20 protein-coding genes, 1 pseudogene and 1 riboswitch are annotated in these 23,718 nt (G+C 39.1%); of the genes and pseudogenes, 19 read left to right on the top strand and 2 right to left on the bottom strand.

Features of this window, described 5'->3' with window-relative positions; genetic code table 11:
• Positions 1-26 precede the first annotated feature (26 nt).
• The 16 genes and pseudogenes from NSS81_RS09535 to NSS81_RS09460 all read left to right on the top strand — a co-directional run bounded on the left by NSS81_RS09535 (position 27) and on the right by NSS81_RS09460 (position 15,694).
• A pseudogene (locus NSS81_RS09535) lies at positions 27-928 on the top strand (helix-turn-helix transcriptional regulator).
• Positions 915-1,145, top strand: coding sequence for a hypothetical protein (locus NSS81_RS09530; RefSeq protein WP_342433261.1), 231 nt, complete (start codon positions 915-917; stop codon positions 1,143-1,145). The pseudogene NSS81_RS09535 and the gene NSS81_RS09530 overlap by 14 nt, the downstream one beginning before the upstream one ends.
• A gap of 285 nt (positions 1,146-1,430) precedes the next feature.
• A complete protein-coding gene (locus tag NSS81_RS09525) occupies positions 1,431-2,435 on the top strand; it encodes a substrate-binding domain-containing protein (protein WP_342433260.1) in 1,005 nt (334 codons plus the stop codon).
• A gap of 66 nt (positions 2,436-2,501) precedes the next feature.
• Positions 2,502-3,452, top strand: a complete 951-nt coding sequence (locus NSS81_RS09520; RefSeq protein WP_342433259.1) for a sugar kinase — start codon at positions 2,502-2,504, stop codon at positions 3,450-3,452.
• A 16-nt stretch (positions 3,453-3,468) separates the two neighbouring features.
• A complete protein-coding gene (gene hxlA / locus NSS81_RS09515; protein WP_342433258.1) occupies positions 3,469-4,092 on the top strand; it encodes a 3-hexulose-6-phosphate synthase in 624 nt (207 codons plus the stop codon).
• The gene (gene hxlB, locus NSS81_RS09510) at positions 4,089-4,640 is read left to right on the top strand and encodes a 6-phospho-3-hexuloisomerase (protein WP_342433257.1); all 552 of its coding nucleotides are present in this window, start codon (positions 4,089-4,091) and stop codon (positions 4,638-4,640) included. Before hxlA ends, hxlB begins: the two co-directional genes overlap by 4 nt.
• A gap of 152 nt (positions 4,641-4,792) precedes the next feature.
• Positions 4,793-5,446, top strand: a complete 654-nt coding sequence (gene eda / locus NSS81_RS09505) for a bifunctional 4-hydroxy-2-oxoglutarate aldolase/2-dehydro-3-deoxy-phosphogluconate aldolase (protein WP_342433987.1) — start codon at positions 4,793-4,795, stop codon at positions 5,444-5,446.
• Between the two features lie 230 nt (positions 5,447-5,676).
• Positions 5,677-6,600 carry a sugar ABC transporter permease gene (locus tag NSS81_RS09500; RefSeq protein ID WP_342433256.1) on the top strand — a complete coding sequence of 308 codons (924 nt, stop codon included), beginning with the start codon at positions 5,677-5,679 and terminating at the stop codon, positions 6,598-6,600.
• A gap of 20 nt (positions 6,601-6,620) precedes the next feature.
• On the top strand, positions 6,621-7,430 hold the full coding sequence (locus NSS81_RS09495) for a carbohydrate ABC transporter permease (protein WP_342433255.1): 810 nt from the start codon (positions 6,621-6,623) through the stop codon (positions 7,428-7,430).
• Between the two features lie 33 nt (positions 7,431-7,463).
• Complete coding sequence (locus tag NSS81_RS09490; RefSeq protein ID WP_342433254.1) at positions 7,464-8,762, top strand: sugar ABC transporter substrate-binding protein; 1,299 nt, start codon at positions 7,464-7,466, stop codon at positions 8,760-8,762.
• Positions 8,763-8,866: 104 nt separating this feature from the next.
• Positions 8,867-10,426, top strand: a complete 1,560-nt coding sequence (locus NSS81_RS09485) for a CoA-transferase (RefSeq protein WP_342433253.1) — start codon at positions 8,867-8,869, stop codon at positions 10,424-10,426.
• Between the two features lie 30 nt (positions 10,427-10,456).
• Positions 10,457-11,221, top strand: coding sequence for an SDR family NAD(P)-dependent oxidoreductase (locus NSS81_RS09480; RefSeq protein ID WP_342433252.1), 765 nt, complete (start codon positions 10,457-10,459; stop codon positions 11,219-11,221).
• Positions 11,222-11,255: 34 nt separating this feature from the next.
• The gene (locus tag NSS81_RS09475) at positions 11,256-12,032 is read left to right on the top strand and encodes an enoyl-CoA hydratase-related protein (RefSeq protein ID WP_342433251.1); all 777 of its coding nucleotides are present in this window, start codon (positions 11,256-11,258) and stop codon (positions 12,030-12,032) included.
• 41 nt (positions 12,033-12,073) lie between these two features.
• Positions 12,074-13,222, top strand: a complete 1,149-nt coding sequence (locus NSS81_RS09470; RefSeq protein WP_342433250.1) for an acyl-CoA dehydrogenase family protein — start codon at positions 12,074-12,076, stop codon at positions 13,220-13,222.
• Between the two features lie 43 nt (positions 13,223-13,265).
• A complete protein-coding gene (locus tag NSS81_RS09465; protein WP_342433249.1) occupies positions 13,266-15,269 on the top strand; it encodes an FAD-binding protein in 2,004 nt (667 codons plus the stop codon).
• Positions 15,266-15,694, top strand: coding sequence for a MaoC/PaaZ C-terminal domain-containing protein (locus NSS81_RS09460; protein ID WP_342433248.1), 429 nt, complete (start codon positions 15,266-15,268; stop codon positions 15,692-15,694). Before NSS81_RS09465 ends, NSS81_RS09460 begins: the two co-directional genes overlap by 4 nt.
• 249 nt (positions 15,695-15,943) lie before the next feature.
• Here the strand turns inward: NSS81_RS09460 and NSS81_RS09455 are convergent, their stop codons facing one another.
• Positions 15,944-16,696: a TerC family protein gene (locus NSS81_RS09455; protein WP_342433247.1), complete on the bottom strand. Its 753-nt coding sequence runs from the start codon at positions 16,694-16,696 to the stop codon at positions 15,944-15,946.
• Positions 16,697-17,501: 805 nt separating this feature from the next.
• Between NSS81_RS09455 and NSS81_RS09450 the strand changes: the two genes are divergently transcribed.
• Together NSS81_RS09450 and NSS81_RS09445 are read left to right on the top strand one after the other, a co-directional pair.
• On the top strand, positions 17,502-19,562 hold the full coding sequence (locus NSS81_RS09450; protein WP_342433246.1) for a choice-of-anchor J domain-containing protein: 2,061 nt from the start codon (positions 17,502-17,504) through the stop codon (positions 19,560-19,562).
• A gap of 275 nt (positions 19,563-19,837) precedes the next feature.
• Positions 19,838-21,223, top strand: coding sequence for a heme peroxidase family protein (locus NSS81_RS09445; RefSeq protein ID WP_342433245.1), 1,386 nt, complete (start codon positions 19,838-19,840; stop codon positions 21,221-21,223).
• A gap of 227 nt (positions 21,224-21,450) precedes the next feature.
• Here NSS81_RS09445 and NSS81_RS09440 read toward each other — a convergent pair whose 3' ends face one another.
• Complete coding sequence (locus NSS81_RS09440) at positions 21,451-22,560, bottom strand: signal peptidase I (protein WP_342433244.1); 1,110 nt, start codon at positions 22,558-22,560, stop codon at positions 21,451-21,453.
• A gap of 276 nt (positions 22,561-22,836) precedes the next feature.
• Between NSS81_RS09440 and NSS81_RS09435 the strand changes: the two genes are divergently transcribed.
• A complete protein-coding gene (locus NSS81_RS09435) occupies positions 22,837-23,439 on the top strand; it encodes a hypothetical protein (protein WP_342433243.1) in 603 nt (200 codons plus the stop codon).
• Between the two features lie 177 nt (positions 23,440-23,616).
• A riboswitch (cyclic di-GMP riboswitch) is annotated at positions 23,617-23,697 on the top strand.
• Positions 23,698-23,718: the final 21 nt, after the last annotated feature.

Below are 23,718 nucleotides of genomic sequence, written 5' to 3'. Positions count from 1 at the left end.
TTGGTTGTTGCTGGAGACTAGGAGAGGTGTCGCAGCTATTAAAGGTATCGAAACTAACCCTTTATGACCTTGTGAAAAAAGGGGAACTACCTGTATTCCGTGTAGGCAGACGGATGAGAATTGATGCAAAAGACTTGGACGTTTTTATAAAAAAACATAAGACGGGTCAAAATACTTCCTCTTCACCCTCTGTTGCCGATTCAACCAGGAACAAAACAAAGGAATCCGACAACATAGTCATTAGCGGACAGGACCTAGTTTTAGATATATTAGGTCAACATATTGAGAAGAATTCAGACTATAAACCATTAAGATCTTTTACAGGAAGTCTAAATAGCCTAATCTCTATGTACAATGGAGATTGCGACATTGTTAGCTTGCATCTGTTTGACTGGGATACAGGAGAGTATAATCTGCCATACATAAAAAAATATTGGTAGGCTATCCTTTTGTATTAGTCAATCTTCTCTCAAGAAATGCAGGTTTTTACGTTAAAAAGGGCAATCCTTTAAACCTCACTTTTTGGACTGATTTAAAACGTGAAGATGTGAAAATTATAAATCGAGAGAAAGGATCAGGAGCACGAATTCTGCTTGATGAACAACTCAGAATCACGGGGAATCCTTCTCGGAACATTAAGGGATATGATCACGAAGAGACCAACCATTTAAGTGTGGCTTCCGCTGTCTCGACTGGGATCGCTGATGTAGGAGTGGGAATTCAAAAAGCTGCGAAAATAGTTGGAATTGATTTTGTTCCATTAATTACAGAACAGTATGACCTGGTTATTCTAAAAACCCCAAAAACAGAACAACTGATAAATACCGTAAAGGAAATTTTAACATCCAATCAGTTTCAGTCTGAAGTAAACTCTTTAGGAGATTATGATACATCCCGGACAGGGGAAATTATTTATGAAACCTATTAAAAAGGAAGCCGCTGATATTTTTCAGTGGCCTTCTTTGCTATCTGTATTTGAACCGTCCTCGTGGCTTGTTTTAGCCATAGGGACGGTTCTGTTTTTTTTGCGGTTACTAGAGCAAGGCGGTGGAGACCTACCAGATTATGAACCAGGAGAACCGTTCCCGTGGCACCAGCCCTTACACCAAAAATGGGGCGTACAGCCCCTTTCATTAAAGAGTTGATTGAAAGTTTTAACCATATCACTCTATCAAGTGAAAAGAAGGATGCAGGTGCTGACGATGGCCTGATAGTCACGGATCATACTATAATCTTCAAACAAGATTCTATCAATATCGCATTCAAGTAATTTTTTTAAGAACTATTTTTAACCGAGTATATAAATTAAGAATTTTTTGAATATTCTATTGCAAACTTCTTGCCTCTTGAATTATAATCTAACTAAATCGAATTACTAAACCGAATTACTAAACCGAATTACTAAAATGATATTTCTGAGGAAGGTGTGTATGAAAAGGGTTACGATCGCCGATGTTGCTAAACATGCGAATGTATCAAAGAGTACAGTTTCGCAATTTTTAAACATGCGTTTTGACTATATGGGAGAGGTAACTAAGGACAGAATTGAACAGGCTGTAAGCCAACTTGGGTATCGTCCAAATATAATTGCAAGAAGTTTAAAACAGAAAAAAACCTTCACTATTGGCGTCATTGTAGGGAATATTTTGCTCTCATTTTCAACCCAAGTCATTCGAGCAATCGAGGATGTGTGCCGTGAAAATGATTATCATGTTATTGTTTGCAATGCAGATGATAATCATGAGACAGAAAAAAAGTATTTTGAGATGTTAATAGCAAAACAGGTGGATGGTCTTATTGTGTTCCCTACAGCGAAGAATATAGAACTTTATAGATCTATTTTGAAAGAACGGTTTCCTGTTGTATTTATGGATCGCCTTGTACCCGATATACCTGTCGATACTATAATGTTAAATAATCATGCTGCCTCAGAAAAAGCAGTTCAACACTTTATCGAGAAAGGGTATGACCGAATCGCTATTGTTACAAATTCATTGGTTCGACATATCACGTCAAGAACTGAGCGTATTGAAGGGTATAAAAAGGCAATTGAGGATGCTGGTATTCCAATAAGAGAAGAATACATTTTAGCTTTGGAGGTAGACCAAATTAAAGATGGGCTTAAAGAGATGCTTTCTCTTCCCAAACCTCCAGAAGCAATACTAGCTGGTAATGACTTCGTATTAATGGAAATTCTATATTATTTCAAAGAGCAAAAACTTTTAATTCCGGATGATTTTGCTTTGATCGGGATAGATGATGTAAGTTTCGTGAACTTTCACAGTCCCCCGATAACAACCATTAAACAGCCTTCTTTTGATATGGGGAAGAAAGCGGCAGAACTTTTATTAACAAAAATTGAAAGCAGTGACATTGAAAAAGAACCACAAACATATCGCTTTGAGCCTGAATTGATTATTCGTGAATCATGCTAGCTACAATGCATACTTAACTTTACCTTTTATCACAGTGAAGGAACATATAAAAAGGGAGACGGGAGAATGGCAGAAATTTTAACAATAGGGGACGCAATGGTTACCATGAACCCAGCTTCAAAGGGGCCAATGCGGTTTGTAGAAACCTTTAATAGGAAAGTTGGTGGAGCAGAGCTTAACTTTGCTATTGGATGTGCACGATTAGGATTAAAAACCGGCTGGATTAGTCGTCTGGGAAACGATGAGTTTGGCCGTCATATTCAAAATTTTGTCCGTGGTGAGGGAATTGACATATCAGAGGTTAAGCTGATTGATGGGTATCAGACATCTGTAAATTTTAAAGAAATCATGGAAGATGGTAGTGGACGAACTTTTTATTATCGAGCTAATTCACCTACTTCAACATTGACGCCCCATGATTTGGATGAAGATTTATTCAAGAAAGTAAAATTACTTCATGTGACCGGAGTCTTTCCCGCGGTGAGTGAGCAGAATTTTGAGATTATCATGAAAGCGGTTGAATTGGCAAAAAAACAAAACGTCCTTATCTCCTTTGATCCGAATATTCGTCTGAAACTCTGGAGTAAGGAGCAAGCAAAAATGAAATTAGCTCAATTATTGCCATACGTCGATATTATCTTAACAGGAGAAGATGAAGCAGAGATTCTATTAGGTGTAAAAGAACCGAAGCTGATTATCGAAGCTTGTATGAAATATGGTATTTCGCATATTGCCATAAAAAGAGGAGAAAAAGGGTCAATTGGCTATCATAATGGACGTTATATTGAAGCCCCCGCTATCCACTCCAGAAAAGTTGTGGATACCGTTGGCGCTGGAGACGGTTTTGATGCAGGGTTTGTATATGGTGTAATCAACAACTGGCCGCTTGAAAAAATGTTAGAATTTGCAAATACGATTGGTTCCATGGTCGTATCTGTATCGGGGGACAATGAAGGTCTTCCATATATCGAGGATGTTCTCATCCAAATGGGAGAAAGAGAATTTATTGAAAGATAGTTCTGAGGTGGGAAATATGTATTTGCAGCTTGCACTCGATAGGTTGACGCGAGAAGAATGTTTTCAAATTGTAAAAGAAACAGAGAGTTCAATCGATTTGATCGAGATTGGTACTGGAGTAATTAAAGAGTATGGACTGGCTATTGTAAGGGATATGAAGGAAAGATATTCCCATAAAACCATCGTAGCGGACATGAAAACATGTGATGCAGGAAAGCATGAAACCCAGCAAGCTTTTAAATCTGGAGCGGATATATCAACTGTGATGGCATTTTCTAATGATCAAACGATAATGGATTCACTTGAGGTAGCAAAGTATTACGATAAAAGAATCATGATTGATTTACTAGGTGTTTCTGATTGTAAACGGATTGATAGGCTGATTGAATTGGGTGTCGACCTTTTTTGTCTCCACCATGGGAAGGATTTGCAGAAACAGAAAGTATTAGATTATGAATCATTTGCAACTTCCGATTTTATAGAAGGTATTCAAGTATCTGTTGCAGGGGGAATTACGATCGAAAATCTCTCTAAAATTCTCGAAAAAAACCCGGATATCATTATTGTAGGAAGCAGCATAACGATGGCATCTGATCGAGGCAAAGTTGCAAGGTATTTTAAGGAGAAGATTTCTAAATGAAGACCATTATTCGAACAATAGGTGAAGAAATCACTTCGATTCTTTTAAAAGTAGACGAAGAGGAAGCAGTAAAGGTATCCAACCAACTTAAAAGGGCAAAACGAATTTTTGTTCATGGTGAAGGTCGCTCAGGCTTGATGGGAAAGGCTTTTGCGATGAGACTCATGCACGGAGGCTATACAGTATATGTAGTAGGTGAAACGATTACACCGAGTATAAGCGAAGGAGACTTGTTAATTTTAATTTCAGGCTCAGGCTCTACTAGCAGTATTCACGAGCTTGCAGTTAGGGCAAGGGATCTTGGTGCAATAGTGACTCTAGTAACAACGAACCGCGATTCAAAAATTGCAAGTGTCAGTCATCATTTACTCGTTATTCCAGCTGCCACTAAGCACCGGCGATCTATACAGCCAGGAACAATCCAGCCTCTTGGAAATCAGTTTGACCAGAGTGTCCATCTTTTGCTTGACGGAATTATCATACATAGCCTGAAAAAGAACCAAAAAAGGAACAACGAGATGCTGAATAGACATGCAAATCTTGAGTAGTACTATTTTTAGCATTTAGGAAGGGGTGAGATGAATGTAAGATGTGAAAGTTTCTTTTTAGGAATGAAAACATATTCGTATAGCCGTTACTCCAAGGCACTGATTTATAGAGTGAGAGGTTACTAATTTTATAGGCAAAGGAGTTGATTACAATTAATTTAACCAATGAGATTCAAGAAAATGGCATTGTTGCGGTTATCCGTGGAGCTCTTCCTTCTAACATTGTAGCCATTGCGAATGCACTTAAAAATGGAGGTGTAAAGACTTTAGAAATCACCGTTGAAACTCCAAGGGTGCTGGATTTAATTGATAAAGTATGCTCGGAACTACAAGACGAAGTCATTGTCGGTGCAGGAACAGTCCTTGATCCGGAGACAGCAAGAAGTGCGATTATGGCAGGAGCAAAATTTATTTTCTCGCCTACCGTAAATATCGAAACAATTAAACTAACAAAAAGATATGGTGCCGTCAGCATACCGGGTGCATTTACACCAACCGAAATCCTTACTGCATATGAAAACGGAGCTGATTTTGTAAAGGTATTCCCGGCTAATGTCTTTGGTCCACATTATATTAAAGATATTCATGGTCCATTACCTCATATTCCATTAATTGTGACTGGAGGGCTTGATATATCAAATGTCGGTTTGTACATTAAAGCGGGTGCAGTTGCCGCAGGAATAGGAAGTTCTTTGGTCAATACTAAAAAACAAATAACCGAGGATTATTTATTGGAGCTTGAAAGGAAAGCTACTGATTTTGTTACGGTAGTAAAAGAAGCAAGGCAAACGACTAGTAAATTATGAAAGACCCAATAAATTATTCATTTTTAAGATGTTGTACTAAAAGTACAATATCAATTTTCTGAATATAAAATATATAGTTAATAGTCGCAATCTTGCTAATTATTATTCTATTTCAGTTATCTAGTTTTTTCCTATGGAAAATTAATAAATAAAAAAAGCAACTATGTCTGACGTTCAGCACCAGATTATTTAAGGTGAATGAACGATAAAGTAATAAGGGAGGTAGTCACATGCAAATCAAATATGAAGTTCCATCCACAATTAATGAACCAAAAAGGAGAAGCTTTCTTTCGTGGGTGGATAGTAAAATTCAAATTATTTTATTACTCCCAGCGATATTTTTAATGATGGTCGTATTCCTGTATCCAATTTTATACACCATTTACCTGAGCCTTCATGACTGGACATTTCTAACACTAAAGAACCCCCCATTTGTGGGAATGCAAAATATATTAAATGTGTTTCAGGATGCTGGATTTTACAAATCCATGTTATTGACCGGGATTTATGTAGGAGCTGGTGTATTGATCCAGTTTATATTGGGTTTAACGCTGGCCTTAGCGGTAAATCGAATAACCGTAGGTCATGGGCTATTTACTACATTGCTTGTATTTCCGATGATGGTCACGCCAGTTGTGGTTGGTTTGATATGGAAGTTCATTATGGATTATAACTTTGGAATATTAAACTATGCATTGACATTAATCGGCTTGGAAAAAGTCTCAATGTTAACCAGCAGTACTCTTGCACTTCCATCCACCATCATGGTAGATGTGTGGCAATGGACTGGATTTATGTTCATCATCTTCTTGGCGGGGATTAAATCTTTACCAGATGAACCATTCGAGGCTGCCCAAATGGATGGGGCAAGTGTATGGCAAACCTTGTGGAATGTTACCATTCCGTTGTTAAAGCCAGTAATTATTGTTGCACTAGTCATGAGAATTGCAGGATCTATTAAGGTATTTGACCAGATTTTTGTCTTAACCGGAGGCGGCCCTGGAACGTCAACTGAAACGGTTTCGATTTTGTTACATAGAAAAGCATTTGCGGATTTTAATTTCGGTTATGCTTCTGCAGTAGCGATTGTTTTAACCATCATTGTTGGAATACTCTGCTGGTTTGCAATCCGTGCTCTTTATTCAGAAAAGTGATAATTAAGGAGGAGGATTAAATGTATAAAAATAAGTGGGCATATACATATGTAATTGTATGTTTACTGGGATTTTTATTTCCAATTTTTTGGGTGATATTCACATCTATTAAGACTACAACACAAGCATTTCAGATTCCGCCAGTTTGGTTCTTCAAGCCAAGTGTAGAAAACTACGTACAAGTATTTGAAACACAACCTTTTATTTATTACTTTTTAAACTCATTGATTGTCACAGTTTTATCGACTGTCTTATCTCTTATTATAGGAACGCTAGCTGGATATAGCTTAGCTCGTATGAAAATGAAGGGTCAGAAATTTGTCAGTTTTACCGTTTTCTTCACGAAAATGTTTCCGCCTATCGTTTTAGTCGTTCCTTTTTTTGCACTATTCCGCCAATTCGGAGGCACTGATACATTATTTGCATTGACGTTATCCTATGTAGCATTTAACTTACCTTTTGTTACATGGCTAATGTGGGGATTTTTAAAAGAACTGCCTGAGAGTTTGGAAGAGGCAGCTCTTATAGATGGAACTTCTAGATTCGGCGCTATGTGGAGAATAATGTTACCGCTTGCAAAACCAGGGTTGGCTGTATCTGCTATATTTGCAGCCATGAATTCATGGAATGAGTTTTTATTCGCTTTAAGTTTGACAGGCCAACATGCAAAGACTTTGCCTGTAATGGCAGCAAATTTTGTAACACAGGATGCCATTCTCTGGGGACCTGTTACTGCAACTGGGACAATGCTAATGATTCCGATGTTTGTTTTCACACTGCTTGTACAAAAGCACTTAGTTAAAGGGCTTGCAATGGGTGCTGTGAAATAAGCATAGATATTTTTTATTAAAGGGGGAAAATGTATGAAGAAAAAACTTATAGCTCTTATCCTAGTATTGGTGCTAATCGTAACAGCCTGCGCTCCTGGTACAAGTCAAAATCAATCCACCAGTGGAAGTGGTTCTGGAGACAGCAAAGAAGATGTAAAAGAAATAAACGTCATTGCACGCTCAGGAACTTATTACAATAACCTTTCAAAGGTTGCTCCTGAATTTGAGAAAGAAACAGGAATAAAAGTAAATCTTCAGGAAGTTGGGCGTGATGGCTATTTGCAAAAGGTTTCTACCCAATTGCTAGGTCAAGGAGATAGCACAGATGTTATCCTCATGTTGAATAACTATATTGGCCAATTTGGGGAAGGCGGCCAATTTGAGCCTCTTGACTCATATATGAAAGAGAACAATTTCAATTTGGATCACGTTATACCTGCTGTTGCCGAATCTGTAACATACAAGGAACAAGTTTTTGCCATGCCTCTAGATACAAGTACTCACTTTCTATTTTATAGAAAAGATTTAATTCCAAATCCTCCTGAAACGTGGGAAGAGTATAGAGAAGTAGCGAAGAAGTTTACGCAAAGCCAAAATCCTGATTCACCAACAGAGTTTGGTACGACCTTCCAAGGAAAGCGTGGAGAAACTCAGCCAAAAGAATGGTATCAATATTTCTGGGCAATGGGTGGGGAAATCCTGGATAAGGATAATAAACCTACTTTAAATAGCGATAGTGGAGTAGAAGCATTAACATACGTCGTAGATAATTTTAGGAAGGAAAAAATTGTTCCTCCAGACGCTACTACTTATGAGTTTCCTGAAGTATTGTCTGCATTCCAAAATGAAAAAGTGGCAATGGCCGTAGAATGGAATACAGCATACCCACAATTAGCAGATGCCAATACGTCACCGAAGGTTTCTGACAAGTTTGCGATTGCCGATGTACCAGGTGGAAAGCCATTCATCCATACCTGGACTCTTGCGATCAATTCTAATTCAAAAATGAAAGATGCAGCATATAAATTTATTTCATGGGTTTCAAGTCCTGCTGGAGCAAAAAAATATGCTCTTGCTGGTGGCTTCCCTCCAATACCAGAAGTATTGGAAGATCCTGAAGTCATTAAATTACGTCCTGAGTTTCCGGACTTGCAGAGAACTCTAATGAAGGCAAAAGCTGAGCCATCTCTCCCAGAATGGCCACGGCTTCATGAATTTATTACGGATGCAATTTCAAAAGCGCTTGCTGGGGAGAAATCGCCTAAAGAAGCTTTGGATGAAGCAAATGACAGTATCTATGATCTTTTGGAATCGAGAGGATATTACAAATAATAGATTAGCAGATTGGCTGGGAAAGGCATGCAATCAGTATGCCTTTCCTAAAATCAGAAATTAATGCAACTAGTAAAATCATTCTATTAAAGAGGTGTCAGATAATGAATCGTTCTAAAATATTGTCTGCAGATGATGCGGTCAAGAAAATTAATGATAATAGTACCGTTGTAGTAGGAGGAGCGGGCGGGGGACTAGCAGAACCTACAGCACTATTAATGGCATTAGAAGAAAGATTTTTGAACACTTCGTCACCTCGAGATCTTACCTTTGTTCATATTACGGGTGTTGGAGATCGAAAAGAAGGCGGTATGTGCCATGTCGCCCATGAAGGTTTAGTTAAGTGCGATATCGGAGGTCATTGGGATTATTTACCGAAAATGGGCAAGTTGGCTAGTGAGAATAAAATTGAGGCATACAATCTTCCGCAAGGTGTCCTATCACAGCTTTTTAGAGAAATTGCAGCGAAAAGACCTGGATTATTCACTCATGTTGGCTTAAAAACTTTTGTAGATCCACGGATTGAAGGAGGAAAATTAAATTCTAAAACAACAAAAGATTTAGTTCAAGTCGTTAATGTCGCAGGACAAGAAAAACTCTTTTATGATGCTTTCCCAGTCGATATAGCTTTTTTAAGAGGAACAACTGCAGATGAGGACGGCAATGTTTCCATGGAAGAAGAAGCAGCTATCTTTGAAAATTTAGCAATTGCTCAAGCAGTTCGTAATAATGGAGGGAAAGTTTTTGTACAAGTAAAAAGACTAGCCAGCCAAGGTACATTGCATCCTAAAAATGTAAAAATTCCGGGAATATTAGTGGACGGGATTATTGTATGTCCGGAACAAACACAAACAGTAGCTTCATATTATAACCCTGCCTATTCTGGAGAGATAAAAATTCCACTGCAAAAAATCCAGCCTCTTCCCTTCGACGAAAGAAAGGTAATTGCCATGCGTGCTGCATTAGAGATCCCTGCTAAAGGTGTTATTAATTTGGGGGTTGGCATATCTGGATCAGTAGGAGTGGTCGCGACAGAAATGGGACTAAATAATGAATTCGTCTTTGCAGTTGAACAAGGGGTAATAGGGGGAGTTCCAGCAAACGGAATTGAATTTGGTGCTTCTATAAATCCATTGGCCATCATCGATACCCCTTCCCAATTCGACTTTTTTGATGGGGGAGGTATTGATCTTTCCTGTTTAGGTATGGCTCAGGTAGACGGAATTGGGAACGTGAATGTAAGTAAAATTGGAGACAGAATCATTGGCTGCGGAGGTTTTATTAATATAGCACAAAATGCTAAGCAAATTATTTTTTGTGGCACTTTCACAGCAGGTGGTTTAAAAATTGTGATTAAAGATGGACAGCTTAACATCATCAATGAAGGGAAACATAAAAAATTCGTTAATCAGGTAGATCAAATTACTTTTTCGGGTGAATATGCAAAAGAAACCGGCCAAAAAGTCATGTTCATTACTGAAAGGGCAGTATTCGAATTAGGTGAACAAGGCTTGGTCTTAACAGAAATCGCTCCGGGAGTCATCATTGAAAAAGATATCCTAGCCCACATGGATTTTATGCCTGCTATTTCTAGCGAGTTAAGGGAAATGAACCCAATGCTTTTCAAACAACATGTCGATAAAAGAGTTACAAGTAATATTTAATTTGAAAGTCTTTAACATTAGGAGGAAATCATGATTTCTATTAATCTCGAAAATCAAGTAGTTTTGGTAACTGGAGCAGGAACAGGAATTGGAAAAGCAATTGCTCTAAAATTGGCTGAAGCAGGTGCAAAGGTTGCAGTTAATTATAACAGCAGCAGGGAAGAAGCCCAAAAGGTTGTTTCCACTATTGTTGAGCACGGAGGAACGGCAAAAGTCTATCAATGTGATGTGACAAATGAGGAAGCAGTACAAGCAATGTATGTAAAGATAGAGGATGAACTGGGGGAAGTAGACATTCTTGTTAATAATGCTGGTTCACTGGTTGAAAGATGTGTAATTGAAGAAATGAGCTCCGACCTTTGGCAATCTATTGTTGACGTGAATCAGAAATCGGTTTTTCTATGTTCAAAGTATGCTATTCCAAATATGAAAGTTAAAAAGAATGGGAGAATCGTAAACGTTTCTTCGATTGCAGCCCGTAATGGCGGTGGAATAGGGGCTGCTATGTACGCTTCATCTAAAGCAGCCGTCAGCGCTTTTACAAAGGGATTGGCAAAAGAGTTAGTAGGCCATGGAATATTGGTGAATGCTGTGTCTCCGGGAGTGATCACAACACCTTTCCATGATCGTTTTACAAGCGATGAAGCCAGGGAACAATTCAAGAATGTCATTCCTTTAAGCAGAGAAGGCAGTCCAAGTGAAGTTGCAGATGCTGTCCTTTTTTTAGTGTCTCCTTTAAGCACCTACCTGGTTGGCGAAAATATTGAAGTCAATGGCGGACAATTAATGGATTAAAAATAACTTAGTAATTAATTAGGGGAGAGAGAAAATGGGAAAATTCATAAGCGTTACACACTATAAGGAAGAATCACTTTATTGGATTGAATTAAACAGACCAGAAGCTTACAACGCTTTCAGTGATGAAATGATGGATGAAATTAAAGCTGCCCTGACGGAAGCTGAAGGAATGAAGGATGTTAGAGTTGTGATTTTTTCTGGAAAAGGGAAGGTGTTTGCTTCCGGTGCAGATATTAAGGAACTCAATGAAATGTCACCAATTGAAGCATTATTTCCAAGGATGCAGTCATTGTATGATTTCATCTACCAGTTTCCAAAGCCGACTGTAGCAGCGATTGACGGTTATGCCCTTGGAGGTGGAATGGAGCTGGCTGCAGCATGTGACTTAAGAATTGCGACAGGACGTTCAAAGTTTGGATTGCCTGAATGTAAGCTTGGAGTGATTCCTGGTGCAGGAGGTACGCATCGATTAGTAAAGCTTATTGGTGAAGCAAAAGTGAAAGAGCTCGTTTTCCTTGGAGATATGATTGATGGTGCCGAGGCTGAGAAAATAGGTTTTATTAACTTTGTAGTCGCAGAAACTGAATTAAAAGAGCGGGTAGTTGATATAGCAAAGAAAATTACCGAAAAAGCACCTATAGCTCTAAGATTTGCAAAACAGTGTATTCAAAGGCAAGCTGACATTCCACAGGAGGTCGGTATGCTGTTGGAAAACTTGAGTCAGGCTTACTTATTTTCTACTAAAGATAAAACAGAGGGCGTTTCAGCTTTTATCGAAAAAAGAAAGCCTTTATTTAGTGGAGAATGAGGTTTACACAAAAAAATTACGATGGAAGGCGGTTTTTACTGATGGACTTTAATCTAACTGATGAAGAATTACTCATTAAAAAACTAGCTAGAGATTTTGCAGAAAAAGAAGTAAGACCCATTGCGAAAGAGTTAAGCCACAACAAGGGATTTCCAACAAAAGTTTATCAGGAAATGGGGAAATTGGGGTTGGCGGGAGTCCCTTATCCAGAAGAATATGGCGGTGGAGAAGGTAGCTGGCTCGCATTTTCAATTGTACATGAGGAAATAGCGAGGGTTGACCCTTCTGTAGCAAATTCCATAATGGGGAACTCTTCTGTATGTTCTTTGCTGTCAAATTTCGGGACAAATAAACAAAAAAAAAGGTGGCTGACACCTATACTAACTGGTGAAAAAATAGGTGCAATCGCTTTGACAGAACCAAATGCAGGTTCGGATGCCAATAATCTGTCAACAACTGCCGAACTGGTTGGAGATGAGTGGATAATTAATGGAAATAAAACATTTATCTCTAACTCTGGAACGGATATTACTGGTCCAATCATTGTTGCAGCTGTTACGGGAACGGATGAAAGAGGAAAAAAAGAAATAGGGACGTTTATTGTTCCAAGAGAAACAGCAGGTGTACTGGTTGGGCCTCAATTACAAAAAATAGGGTTTAAAGGGAACGATACACGTGAATTGGCCTTTGATAATTGCCGGATTCCAAAAGAAAACCTATTAGGCGACAAGGCAAAGGGCTATAGACAAACACTTGAAACGATTTCGTCAGGCCGGTTCTTGATAGCTGCTATGGCAGTCGGTTTAGCACAGGGTTGCCTGGATTTATCTCTACAATATGTCAAGGAGCGTAAAGCGTTCGGCCGGCATTTGAACGAGTTCCAAAATATACAATTTAAGCTTGCTGAAATCGCTACTAAAATTGAACTTGCCAGAATGATTACATATAAAGCGGCAGTGTTAAAGGATAACAATGAGCCATTTGCCATGGAGGCGTCCATGGCAAAAATGTTTGCTACTAAATCGGCAATGGAAATTGCTCATGAAGCGGTGCAAATGCACGGCGGCTACGGAATTATGGAAGAATATGATGTATCAAGGTTCTTTGGAGATGCAAAGGTATTGGAGATTGTTGAAGGAACGAATGAAATTCAAAAAATGATTATTTCCAGGCAGCTAATCAAGAAATAAAAACCTACTCCAAATGGTGACGACAATTAAGGAGGAAGAATGTATGGAAAAAACCACTACGATCATAAAAGGAATAGAAGTCCCAATTTATTCAATGAATACACTGGTTATTGGAAGTGGTGCTGCTGCATTGAATTGTGCCGTCCATCTGCACGAATTCGGAGTACAGGATATGGCGATTGTAACTGAAAGATTAGGTGGAGGAGCTTCCAATAACTCCGGTTCCGATAAACAAACCTACTATAAAATGTCGATTTCCGGAAAAGAGGCAGATAGTCCATATGAACTGGCAAAGACATTGTTTGATGGAGGGGCAATGCATGGTGATATCGCCCTGATTGAGGCCACCCTGTCATTACAGGAGTTTTATCATCTTGTGCAGTTGGGTGTTCCGTTCCCTCATGACAAATATGGAACCTTCATCGGCTATAAAACAGACCACGATCCTAAACAAAGAGCCACCTCTGCAGGTCCAAGAACTTCGAACCAGATGTTTGAATGTCTTGCCAGAGATGTGACCGGAAAAGAAATTCCAGTGCTGGATAGGCATGAAGTAATTGCCTTACTTACCAAGACTGAAGGTAATCAGAAGAAGGTAATTGGAGCTATAGCAATCAATAAAAATAAAATGGTTTCTGACAACCTTGGTCTCGTATTATTAAATTGTGAGAATATCGTCTTGGGAATCGGTGGTCCTGGCGGCATGTACCAGTCTTCCGTCTATCCAGAGGGTCAAATAGGAAGTATTGGAATTGCCTTGACTGCAGGAGCGATTGCAAATAATTTAACAGAATCCCAGTTTGGGCTTTCTTCAATCAAAGTACGCTGGAACGTTTCAGGCACTTATCAGCAAGTTGTTCCTAAATACATCAGTACAGACCAAGATGGAAACAATCCTCAAGAATTTTTAAATGAATACTTTGATTCAATGGGTAAACTGGCTACCTGCGTATTTTTAAAAGGGTATCAGTGGCCATTTGACGCTAGGAAACTCACGAATTTCGGGTCATCTATTATCGATATTCTGGTATATAACGAGAGAGTGCTTAAAGGCAGAAGAGTCTTTATGGATTTCCGCTCCAATCCAGAAGGAGATGACAGGATAGGCGCCTTTTCTTTGAATGACCTTGAACCTGAAGCCTTCGAATATCTGAAAAAATCAGGGGCCCTGTTCGGCACACCAATCGAGCGGCTTGAAAAAATGAATAATCTAGCGATTGAATTTTATCAGAGTAGAGGAATTAATCTTTATAAGGAACCACTTGAAATTGCCGTTTGTTCACAGCATAACAATGGCGGTTTAAAAGGAAATATATGGTGGGAGTCGAATGTAAAACATTTATTCCCTGTTGGTGAAGTAAATGGCACACATGGTATCTATCGCCCTGGTGGTTCTTCATTAAATGGTGGCCAGGTTGGGGGATATAGAGCAGCCCAGTTTATCGCTGCAAATTATCAGTCTTCTCCTAAACAAATCGACCAATTTGTAACTGAAGCAAGCGACCAAATCACTGAGCTATTTACCTATTATCAGGATATTTCTAAACGTGTGAACGCTGACTCCACTTACGGGGAAGAGATAAGAGCACAAATCCAGACAACCATGACCTTATCAGGTTCGCATATTAGAGAATTAAGCACCGTCTCAGATGCATTAGAAAAGGCAGAAGCCCTTTATACGCAATTTGATGAGAACCTGGAGATTTGTTCCCGGAATGAAGTCCTTGGTTCAATTCAAAATAAAATGCTGTTAGCTACACAAATAGCCTACCTATCAAGCATTAAAAAATACTTGCAGGAAGGCGGCGGCAGCAGGGGAAGTTATATTGTTCTCGATCCTGAGGGAGAGCAAATCCATCCGAAATTAGACGGAAACTGGAAAATAAAACATGAGAATAGTTCGCATAGAGATAAAATCATCGAAACAAGCCTTACTTCTTCAGGTCAGTTTGAATCCAGTATGGAGCCAGTAAGACCTATTCCAGAAGATGACGAGTGGTTTGAAAACGTATGGAACCAATACCTGCAAGGAGAAATTGTAAGGTGAATCACTTGAATAATTTGCAAGTTGGTGAGAGTGTCAGTTTTAGTAAAACTGTTAGTGAATCAGATGTCTATATGTTCGCAGGGATTACGGGAGACTTGGGTGAAAACCATGTCAATGAAGAGTATATGAAAAAAACTCCCTATAAAAAACGGATTGCCCATGGAGCGCTGCTAGTAGGATATGCATCTACTACATCCACATTATTTATCCAAAAGAGAAGCATTCCAGCTGTTTCTTACGGGTATGACTCTATACGTTTTATCAAGCCAGTGTTTATAGGCGATACCATTTATATCATCTATACGATTGATAAAATTTGCAATGACACCCAAAAATCGTGGGCTAAGATTGAGATAAAGAACCAGGATGATGAATTGTGTGCAGTTGCTATTCACATTCTGAAATATATTGCAAAAGAGGATTAAACAAAAACTTGATAAAACTAATAAATGTGTCATTGAAAATTACCATCCTATAGGGAGGTAATTTCAATCAAAGAGCCTTGAAGGTATATCAACTCATGCTTGTGATACCTTTTGTGTTCTCCTTAAAAGCTCTTAAAATATGGGATTCCGATTGGAAAAGCGAAACAAGAGTCTTAAACCACGGGGACGGTTTTACTGGCTTTTTGCTGGCAACAAGATTTTGAACCAGGAAAACCGTCCCCTTGGCGTTTATTTTTTTCCAGGTGCAAACCAACCAATTAGGGCGATAGCGACTAGTACTCCATAGAAAATTAGAGTCCAAGTTGTACCGTGGGGGAAATCATGATCTAAGATTCCGATATCTTCATGGGCTAGGGTTATGACGGCAAGTTTGACGCCGACCCAGGCAACAATGGCATAGGCGGTTGTTTCTAATGCCGGACGTTTATCAAGAAGCTGTACGAACCAGGTGGCTGCAAATTTAATCAAGATCAGTCCAGCTATACCTCCAAGAACAACAACAATGAACTGTCCACCATCCATCCCGCCGAAATCATCGAGCGGTGAATCTGGAAGGCCGAGGGCAAGGGCAACCGCAGCTAGTATCGAATCAATGGCAAACGCGAGGTCAGCTAATGCAATTTTCCCTGTAGTGGGCCAGAAACCTTTTCCTCTGGATTCCTGTTCGTCGTCTTTATGTATATTCTTATTATCTTTTCCGAACCGTGCCTGAATGACATGCTTTAATCCGAGATAAAGAAGATAGGCCGCTCCTATTGCCTGTATCTGCCAAACATTTGCAATAAATGAAATAGCAAAAAGTGCTGCAAATCTGAAAACGAAGGCCATAATGATTCCGTAATTTATCGCTCTTTTTTTCTCATCTTCGGGTAAGTGCTTGGCAATAACTGCTAGCACAAGGGCATTGTCCGCCGATAATAGGCCTTCTAATCCAATAAGAACCAGCAAGGCCCAGCCATACTCCAGCCATATTGAATCCATCCATTCCTCTCCTTTCTAAAATCGAAAATAATGTAAATGTTTCGCTAACCATAGAATTTCCCATTAAGCAGCAGATAATCCATGGATACGGTTCTAGTGGCATTTTTTGTTGCTGCAGGAGACTTAACCGATTAAAAACCAGGAGACCTGTCCCCGTGACACTTCTCCTCGTTTAAGATTCCCCGTGAGTCTATCCGCTATGAAGCTCATTTCCTATTTTTTTCATCCCTTATTCAATTTTACTGTCCAGCATTCTTCATCATTCCATTTTTAACCAAAAAACCTCTTTTGCAGCTTCAAGTAACTTATCAGTTAGAACATTCAAAAAAGTATTCTTTAAATTGGTTGCATCCTCTTCCTCCCACTTTTACCTTGCTCTAGGGTTCGGTTTCCAATATTTGTTATTTATTTTGATGAATAGTTGAATATCATGAACATTTAGTGCTTTGGGTCTTCCGAAGTTTATCTTATCTGCGGATTTGATGGCTCTATCTGCCTTTTTCGATGTTCTATCTGCCTAAATCATCATTCTATCTGCGGATTTGATCTCTGATCCGATTCTTAAATGGCGAGGTCTCATTTGCCAACAGAAACATGGGCCGGTCTCTTGCCTTATCGAACTACGCTCAACCGCACCGTCCCCTCGGTTCTTTTGAAAACGCAATTTGGTTTGAGATTATTGTCAAAAAATACAAAATTTAATCGATAAAAAAAGAAATTAACAGACTAATTATTACAAAATATTCTGACTACTTCTTGTAATATTATTAAGCAATACATATTTTACTATATAAGGAGGACGACAATGAAGAAGTCGAAAAAATTATTATCCGTTTTATCTACTACTGCTCTAGTAGGCAGTATGTTACTCCCTGCCGGAGTAGGTGCAAAGGTCAAAGGGTACAACCCCGATCCGGTTGTGCAGGAGGTAGGTTCAGATTTTCGGTCTGAAACGGTAGAAGAGGTATTAAGAGAGGGAAGAGTTGATTTTAGCGGGTATGATGTAAATGGAGAAGATTCAGCAGAAAGTGGACAAGCCGGAGCGGCATCAGTAACTGCAATTGATGTAGGGAAGGTTGTGCGGTGGGTTACAAATGATGATAGAACTGGACAGTATAGATTAACACCTTTTACTCTCAAAGGTGTAGGTAAGTATGGAGAGGTATGGGTGGCCAATAATCTTTCCTATCCTGCAGGGGATCCAAGGAATGCAGACGGGAAATCTATCGTAACTGATGAACAAGTAAACTATCTTTTAAATGAATTTGATACAAAAATGTATGAACAAGAGGTAGCATTTTTTGGTGCCCCTGCTGAAAGAAAGGGAGAACAAGGTGTTTTACCTGAATATCAGGATGAATCAGGACGAGTTGTTATCCTAGTTGATAACATTAAAGATGCAAATTACGATAATCCGAATTATCCTAGTTATATTGCCGGGTACTTTTCATCGACCATTAGTGATTTCTCTGATCGAAATGTTATGACAATTGACAGTTTTGATTGGAAAAACCGGACTGGTCCAAATGCCGCAAGACCTTTCTTGTATGAGGGGACTTTTGCTCATGAGTTCCAGCACTTGCTTCACAATGACAGTGATAGTGCAGAGGAAAACTTTATCAATGAAGGACTAGCTGATTTTGCTCAGTATCTTGTTGGATACGGTCATTCAGATTCTCATGTTAACTTCTTTATGAATAACCTGAAGAACTCCTTAACGCAATGGGGAGATCAGTCTGATCTTCAAATTCTAGGAGACTATGGAACTGCCTATCTATTCCAACTATATTTATTCGAACAATTTGGACAGGAATTTATTCAGAAGGAATTTAAAAATCAATTACAAGGTATCAATAGTATTAATGCGGTTCTAGAAGAAATGGGTAGTAAGAGAGACTTTAATGCCGTATACCAAGATTTCTTGACAGCAGTTATGGTAGATGGAAAATATCAAGGAGATAGTAAAACCTATAATTTTAATACCATTGACCTCAACCCTAATGTCGAAGCAGCAGCAAAGTTAGCGAGCGTTTCGCCAGCGTGGGGAACGGATTTCAAAGTGATTACTCCTGACAAAAAGATAGATCATCTATATTTTAAAGGGATTGATTTCCTTGGTACCAATTGGACAACAAAAACGGATCCAGTGAAAGGTGAAGTTCTATGGGGGAATCAAGGGGATGAAGCCGATAACTTCTTGATTAAAGAGATTGATCTTACAGGTAATACCAACCCAACTCTATCATTTGATACAAAATATGATATAGAAGAAAATTGGGATTTTGGTGTTGTTCAAGTATCAACAGATAATGGTGAAACATGGACTTCTTTAGCAAATAGTCATACAACTGATGTAATTGATGCCAATGGATATCCAAAAATCAAACAAAATCTACCAGGCTTTACTGGAAGCTCAAATGGATGGACAACCGAGAGTTTTGACCTTTCTCAATACTCTGGTCAAAAAGTACTTGTAGCCTTCCGTTATATGACAGACTGGGCCTCTAACGAAGCAGGTTGGTATGTATCAAATCTGAAGGTAAATGACGTTCTGGTTGATGCCATGAAATCGACTGATGGTTTCAAGAGTTTAGAACAAGCAACACAAGAATATGTTGATTACCAAGTTCAGTTTATTGGATATAAGAAAGGCATTGCAAAGGGGAAGGACAATCATGTCAAAGTTATAAAGTTCCCTGACCTACTGAATATGAGTGAAAGTGATAAGGTAGATCTACGTGATATGTTACGGAGCGCTCAATACTCTAAAGTCGTCATGATGGTTACTTATGCACCTGCTCCTGGTAAGGGTGGAAGTGCTGAGTATAATTATGATGTTATTATGAAGGCGGGAAATAAGAAATAAAATCAAGTCCAAACCCAGGTTAGATTTATCTAAAACAGGTCTTAAAAACATTACTATTCTGAGATATATAAAAAAGGCTGCCCCAAAGTTATTACTTTGGGGCAGCCTTTTTTGTTGTCAACGTTCGTGCAACATTGTTGTTGTAGAAGGAAAAATCATTCCAAACTCCAAATAAAAATTAATAGAAATTAGTAACCTTTCCGCTTAAGCCTGTACATGTAGTTAATAGTTTGAATTTACTATAATGTACTGCAATAGTAAAGGAGGGAAAAGATATGATATTTTTTAAAGAGTTTTGGCTCAGGGCTATAAATATCCTTAGGTCAAAATTTTATGACAGCGGTAAATTCGGCAGGCTATTCCCATTTCTTCCACCTTTTGCCCAAGACACCGAAAAGGTCAGAATGGCATTGTTGGAGATTGGGAAAAAGGGAGCGGGAGCGATTATGGACCAGCCGGCTAACAACCTGGACAACCCCAATATTCTAGCAGGTTTTACATTTTTCGGTCAATTTATTGACCACGATATAACCTTCGATCCAACATCCAACCTTGAACAACAGAACAACCCGGAAGCAGTGGAAAACTTTCGGACCCCCGCACTAGAACTGGACCATGTTTACGGAGGGGGACCAATTGTCAATCCCTATTTATATGACTTTAAACAGGGAGGCATTAAGTTCCTCGTAGAGAGGGTATCTCTTGATGGGAATTCTCCAAACGATATACCTAGAAACAGTCAAAATACTGCGCTTACAAATGATCCAAGAAATGATGAGAATATGATCATTGGCCAGCTTCACCTGGCATTCCTGAAGTTCCACAATGCGGTTGTCGATTTTGTAAAAGCGGACGGAGTCACTGCTCCCGACCAGGTATTTTCCGAAGCACAGCGTCTTGTCCGTTGGCATTACCAATGGATTATACTCAATGAGTACTTGCCCCATATTGTGGGAAAACCACTGGTTGACAACATTCTTGAAAAAGGCCGCAAGTTCTACAAATGGCGAAACAAACCATTTATTCCTGTAGAGTTTGCTGTCGCAGCCTTCCGATTTGGCCACAGCCAGGTCAGACCATTTTACCAGGTAAATGATAAATTTATAGCCCCCATATTTGATTCCAGTCTAGATCTTGCTAATCCAGACCCGAATGACTTGCGCGGAGGCAAACGTGCGCCTAGACGCTTTGTTCAATGGGGTAACTTTTTCAACACCGGTACCGGCACCCCCCAGCAGGGTAAGAAAATTGATACCATATTATCCAGTCCGCTGTTCGATTTACCATTTGTTTCTGACCCAAGTTCACTTGCACAACGAAACCTCTTGAGGAATCTGACATTTGGTTTGCCATCTGGGCAGTCTGTTGCCAAAGTAATGTCTATAAAACCGCTTGATCGCAGTGATTTGAACGATGTCGCACAATTGGGGTTTGATCGAAGCACACCATTGTGGTTCTATATCCTTCGGGAAGCCCAAGTTAAAGCCGATGGAAGAATGTTGGGCCCAGTTGGCAGCAGGATTGTCGCGGAAGTATTGATTGGCTTGCTCCAAGGAGATAAGATGTCATTCCTGAGTCAGAATCCCTGTTGGGTGCCAACGCTGGGGAAGGATGGGAATTTTAGAATGGCAGATCTTCTAAAGTTTGCTGGTGTAGTTTAACTAATAGAGTATATTGTTTAATACTATTAAAAGAACCTCATTGCTTAAAGATGCTTGGAGCATTTATCAAATCTGCGATGGCTTAAAGCGAAGAAACAGTAATAGTTCCAACTTTTCTAGTATCTAGAGTTCCACTTGCAGTAGAGACTAGGCCTGAAACTGGGGGAACGGTTCTGGTGGATCATTTCGCAGTTGGAAAAGAGCCACCAAAACCGTCCCCTTTGTTTTTAGAGGTGCAGAATACCCTGTAGTTTTCTTTTTTTCTTTTTAAGGATATTTATTGTTTTTCTTCTCATTTTTCCGTCAATTAGTGGGTAAATCATTAATGGTAGTCCAGGGATTATCGATACAACGATTAATGCGAGCCAATAACTTTTCTGGGCTAGGAAGTAGATGAATGATGCAGGTAATAATGGATAAAATAATCCTACTTTTATCGTTGCTTTATATTTACCAGGATCTTCAGCATGGACGGTATAGGTAGCGTTGATTTGCTGTCCTTGTGGTAGGGACACTTTTTTATGACTTAATTGAATTTGCTTATCATTAGTAGTAATTGCCCCTATTAATGGAAAGAAGCCCTCATTTTTTATTTCAGACAAAGGCCGAGAAATGGATTCGCCAACCTTAAGGATGCCGACATCACTCCCGATTAAGACACCCTGGCTTTGTTCAGATACTTCATACACCTGATTTAATGTATGGCCAGACGAAAGCATTGTACTGCCCAGCATTATGGAGATCGTTAATCCGCCAGTAAAATAAATAAGAGATAACTCCATTCCTTTATTTTTCCTTTTGCGTTTTTTACTGGGCTTTAATTCTCCAATTGCAATAATAATCCCAAGTATTAATGCAAAGCCTGGTAATAGTAAGGGATTGCTTTGATATTTTTCCATCCATAAGGATAGGTATCCTATTTTCTTTAAAACAATGGGGGTATCTCCTATTTCAAAGGCTCTTCCAGCAATCCATTTTCGATCAATTGGGCCAGTATCATCCGATTCCTGGTCTGAATAATCATTTGCATCGCCTTTCGTAATGAAGCCTTCCTCCGGATTTCCACTTATTACACGATGTGCAATCCAACCCTTGGTTGCGAGACTTCCTTTTTCTGCTTTAAAAAATACAATATCCCGATTAGAAATATTCTCATCTGGATTAAGGTTATCAATAATCACCATGTCCCCGCGTTCCCAAACGGGGTACATACTATTCGATCGGATGACCGTGAGTAGTACAGGTTTTTTGGTAATAGCTGAACCAACTGCAGCAATAAATGAACATAAGACGACAACAGCTAGTATGACATTGAAAATTTTGGATAGCACATTCATGAAATTCCTCCTCCCCCTTATTTTATTGTATATACCCTGTAGAAAAAGCCTTCTAAAGTAGAATTCACCTGGTACAAAAGTATACCTTTTAAAACAAAGAGTAGAAGAATAGGGGGCAAAAAGGAGACCATAGGGATAGTAAAAAGTAGCTTATAAGAGTAGACAAACGATCGGAAAAATGCATACTTGCGAGTGACGAAACGAAATGAAAAACCTCCTATACTAAGAGTATCAACCTGGCTAATCAGGCCTGACAAATTAAAGGAGGATAAGAAAATGAAAATGAAAAAAGGATTAATAATGGTAGTGTTTCTGCTGGCCATCTCAAGTGTGATGGCAGCCATGTCTTACAACAAGGCCACGGTAACAAATGCTTCCGAGTTGAAAATTGTTAATACGGATTCCGCGCTAGTAACTCTTCAAGCGGATGCACCTTGGTCATGGGAAAATAAGATTGGATCAAAAGATAAGACAACGGTTATGAAGGACGGCGAGCTTTTCTTCCAATTTGGTAAAGGTATTAATGGCGGAACGGGCGCAGCAGAATTCCACGGTCTACAGCCTAATAGCGAATACCAATGGAACCATATATTTACTGTAAGAAACAAATCAGCTGAAACAGTGAAAGTAACTGTTAAAGCAACTGGTGTATATGCACAATATATTACATTTGGAACATCACATAATCCAAGAACAGGTTTAGATCCTACTTGGGGAACACAAGGCCAAGCATTAGTGTTTGATAATGTAACCCCAGAAACTAATTCTGGTATGCAAAATATTAGAAACGTGGCAGTGAAAATCAGCCTTCCAAGCGGAGTTACAGTTTCACAACAAGCATTACTAGGATCTATCATTGTTGAGTCTGAAGCAAAATAAGTAGAATATATTAAAAGGAAGGAATAGTGGCATCGCCACCATTCCTTCCTTTTTTTGGTTCTATCATTCTAGAAAACGACAAATATATACAAATATATACAAAAATATAAACGACAGGGTACCAATAACTAACAAAATTTTCAGATTTTGTTCGTTATAATAGACAGTGTAAGTAAATAATTGTAAGGAAACTGTGAAATACGTCCTGTATCTGGGCACCTTGGACGTATGGAGTTATTGGTGCAACCGGCCTGATTAAATTTGGACAAATTGTTCAAT

The sequence above is a fragment of the Neobacillus sp. FSL H8-0543 genome (assembly GCF_038592905.1).
In the GTDB taxonomy this organism is placed as follows: domain Bacteria; phylum Bacillota; class Bacilli; order Bacillales; family Cytobacillaceae; genus Neobacillus.
The sequence above is the reverse complement of the archived record's forward strand: the minus strand, read 5'-3'. Positions and strand labels throughout refer to the sequence as shown.

Coding starts and splice junctions, on each gene's coding strand:
- NSS81_RS09530 (WP_342433261.1), top strand. CDS start 915: ATGAAACCTATTAAAAAGGAAGCCGCTGATATTTTTCAGTGGCCTTCT.
- NSS81_RS09525 (WP_342433260.1), top strand. CDS start 1,431: ATGAAAAGGGTTACGATCGCCGATGTTGCTAAACATGCGAATGTATCA.
- NSS81_RS09520 (WP_342433259.1), top strand. CDS start 2,502: ATGGCAGAAATTTTAACAATAGGGGACGCAATGGTTACCATGAACCCA.
- hxlA (WP_342433258.1), top strand. CDS start 3,469: ATGTATTTGCAGCTTGCACTCGATAGGTTGACGCGAGAAGAATGTTTT.
- hxlB (WP_342433257.1), top strand. CDS start 4,089: ATGAAGACCATTATTCGAACAATAGGTGAAGAAATCACTTCGATTCTT.
- NSS81_RS09500 (WP_342433256.1), top strand. CDS start 5,677: ATGCAAATCAAATATGAAGTTCCATCCACAATTAATGAACCAAAAAGG.
- NSS81_RS09495 (WP_342433255.1), top strand. CDS start 6,621: ATGTATAAAAATAAGTGGGCATATACATATGTAATTGTATGTTTACTG.
- NSS81_RS09490 (WP_342433254.1), top strand. CDS start 7,464: ATGAAGAAAAAACTTATAGCTCTTATCCTAGTATTGGTGCTAATCGTA.
- NSS81_RS09485 (WP_342433253.1), top strand. CDS start 8,867: ATGAATCGTTCTAAAATATTGTCTGCAGATGATGCGGTCAAGAAAATT.
- NSS81_RS09480 (WP_342433252.1), top strand. CDS start 10,457: ATGATTTCTATTAATCTCGAAAATCAAGTAGTTTTGGTAACTGGAGCA.
- NSS81_RS09475 (WP_342433251.1), top strand. CDS start 11,256: ATGGGAAAATTCATAAGCGTTACACACTATAAGGAAGAATCACTTTAT.
- NSS81_RS09470 (WP_342433250.1), top strand. CDS start 12,074: ATGGACTTTAATCTAACTGATGAAGAATTACTCATTAAAAAACTAGCT.
- NSS81_RS09465 (WP_342433249.1), top strand. CDS start 13,266: ATGGAAAAAACCACTACGATCATAAAAGGAATAGAAGTCCCAATTTAT.
- NSS81_RS09455 (WP_342433247.1), bottom strand. CDS start 16,696: ATGGATTCAATATGGCTGGAGTATGGCTGGGCCTTGCTGGTTCTTATT.
- NSS81_RS09450 (WP_342433246.1), top strand. CDS start 17,502: ATGAAGAAGTCGAAAAAATTATTATCCGTTTTATCTACTACTGCTCTA.
- NSS81_RS09445 (WP_342433245.1), top strand. CDS start 19,838: ATGATATTTTTTAAAGAGTTTTGGCTCAGGGCTATAAATATCCTTAGG.
- NSS81_RS09440 (WP_342433244.1), bottom strand. CDS start 22,560: ATGAATGTGCTATCCAAAATTTTCAATGTCATACTAGCTGTTGTCGTC.
- NSS81_RS09435 (WP_342433243.1), top strand. CDS start 22,837: ATGAAAATGAAAAAAGGATTAATAATGGTAGTGTTTCTGCTGGCCATC.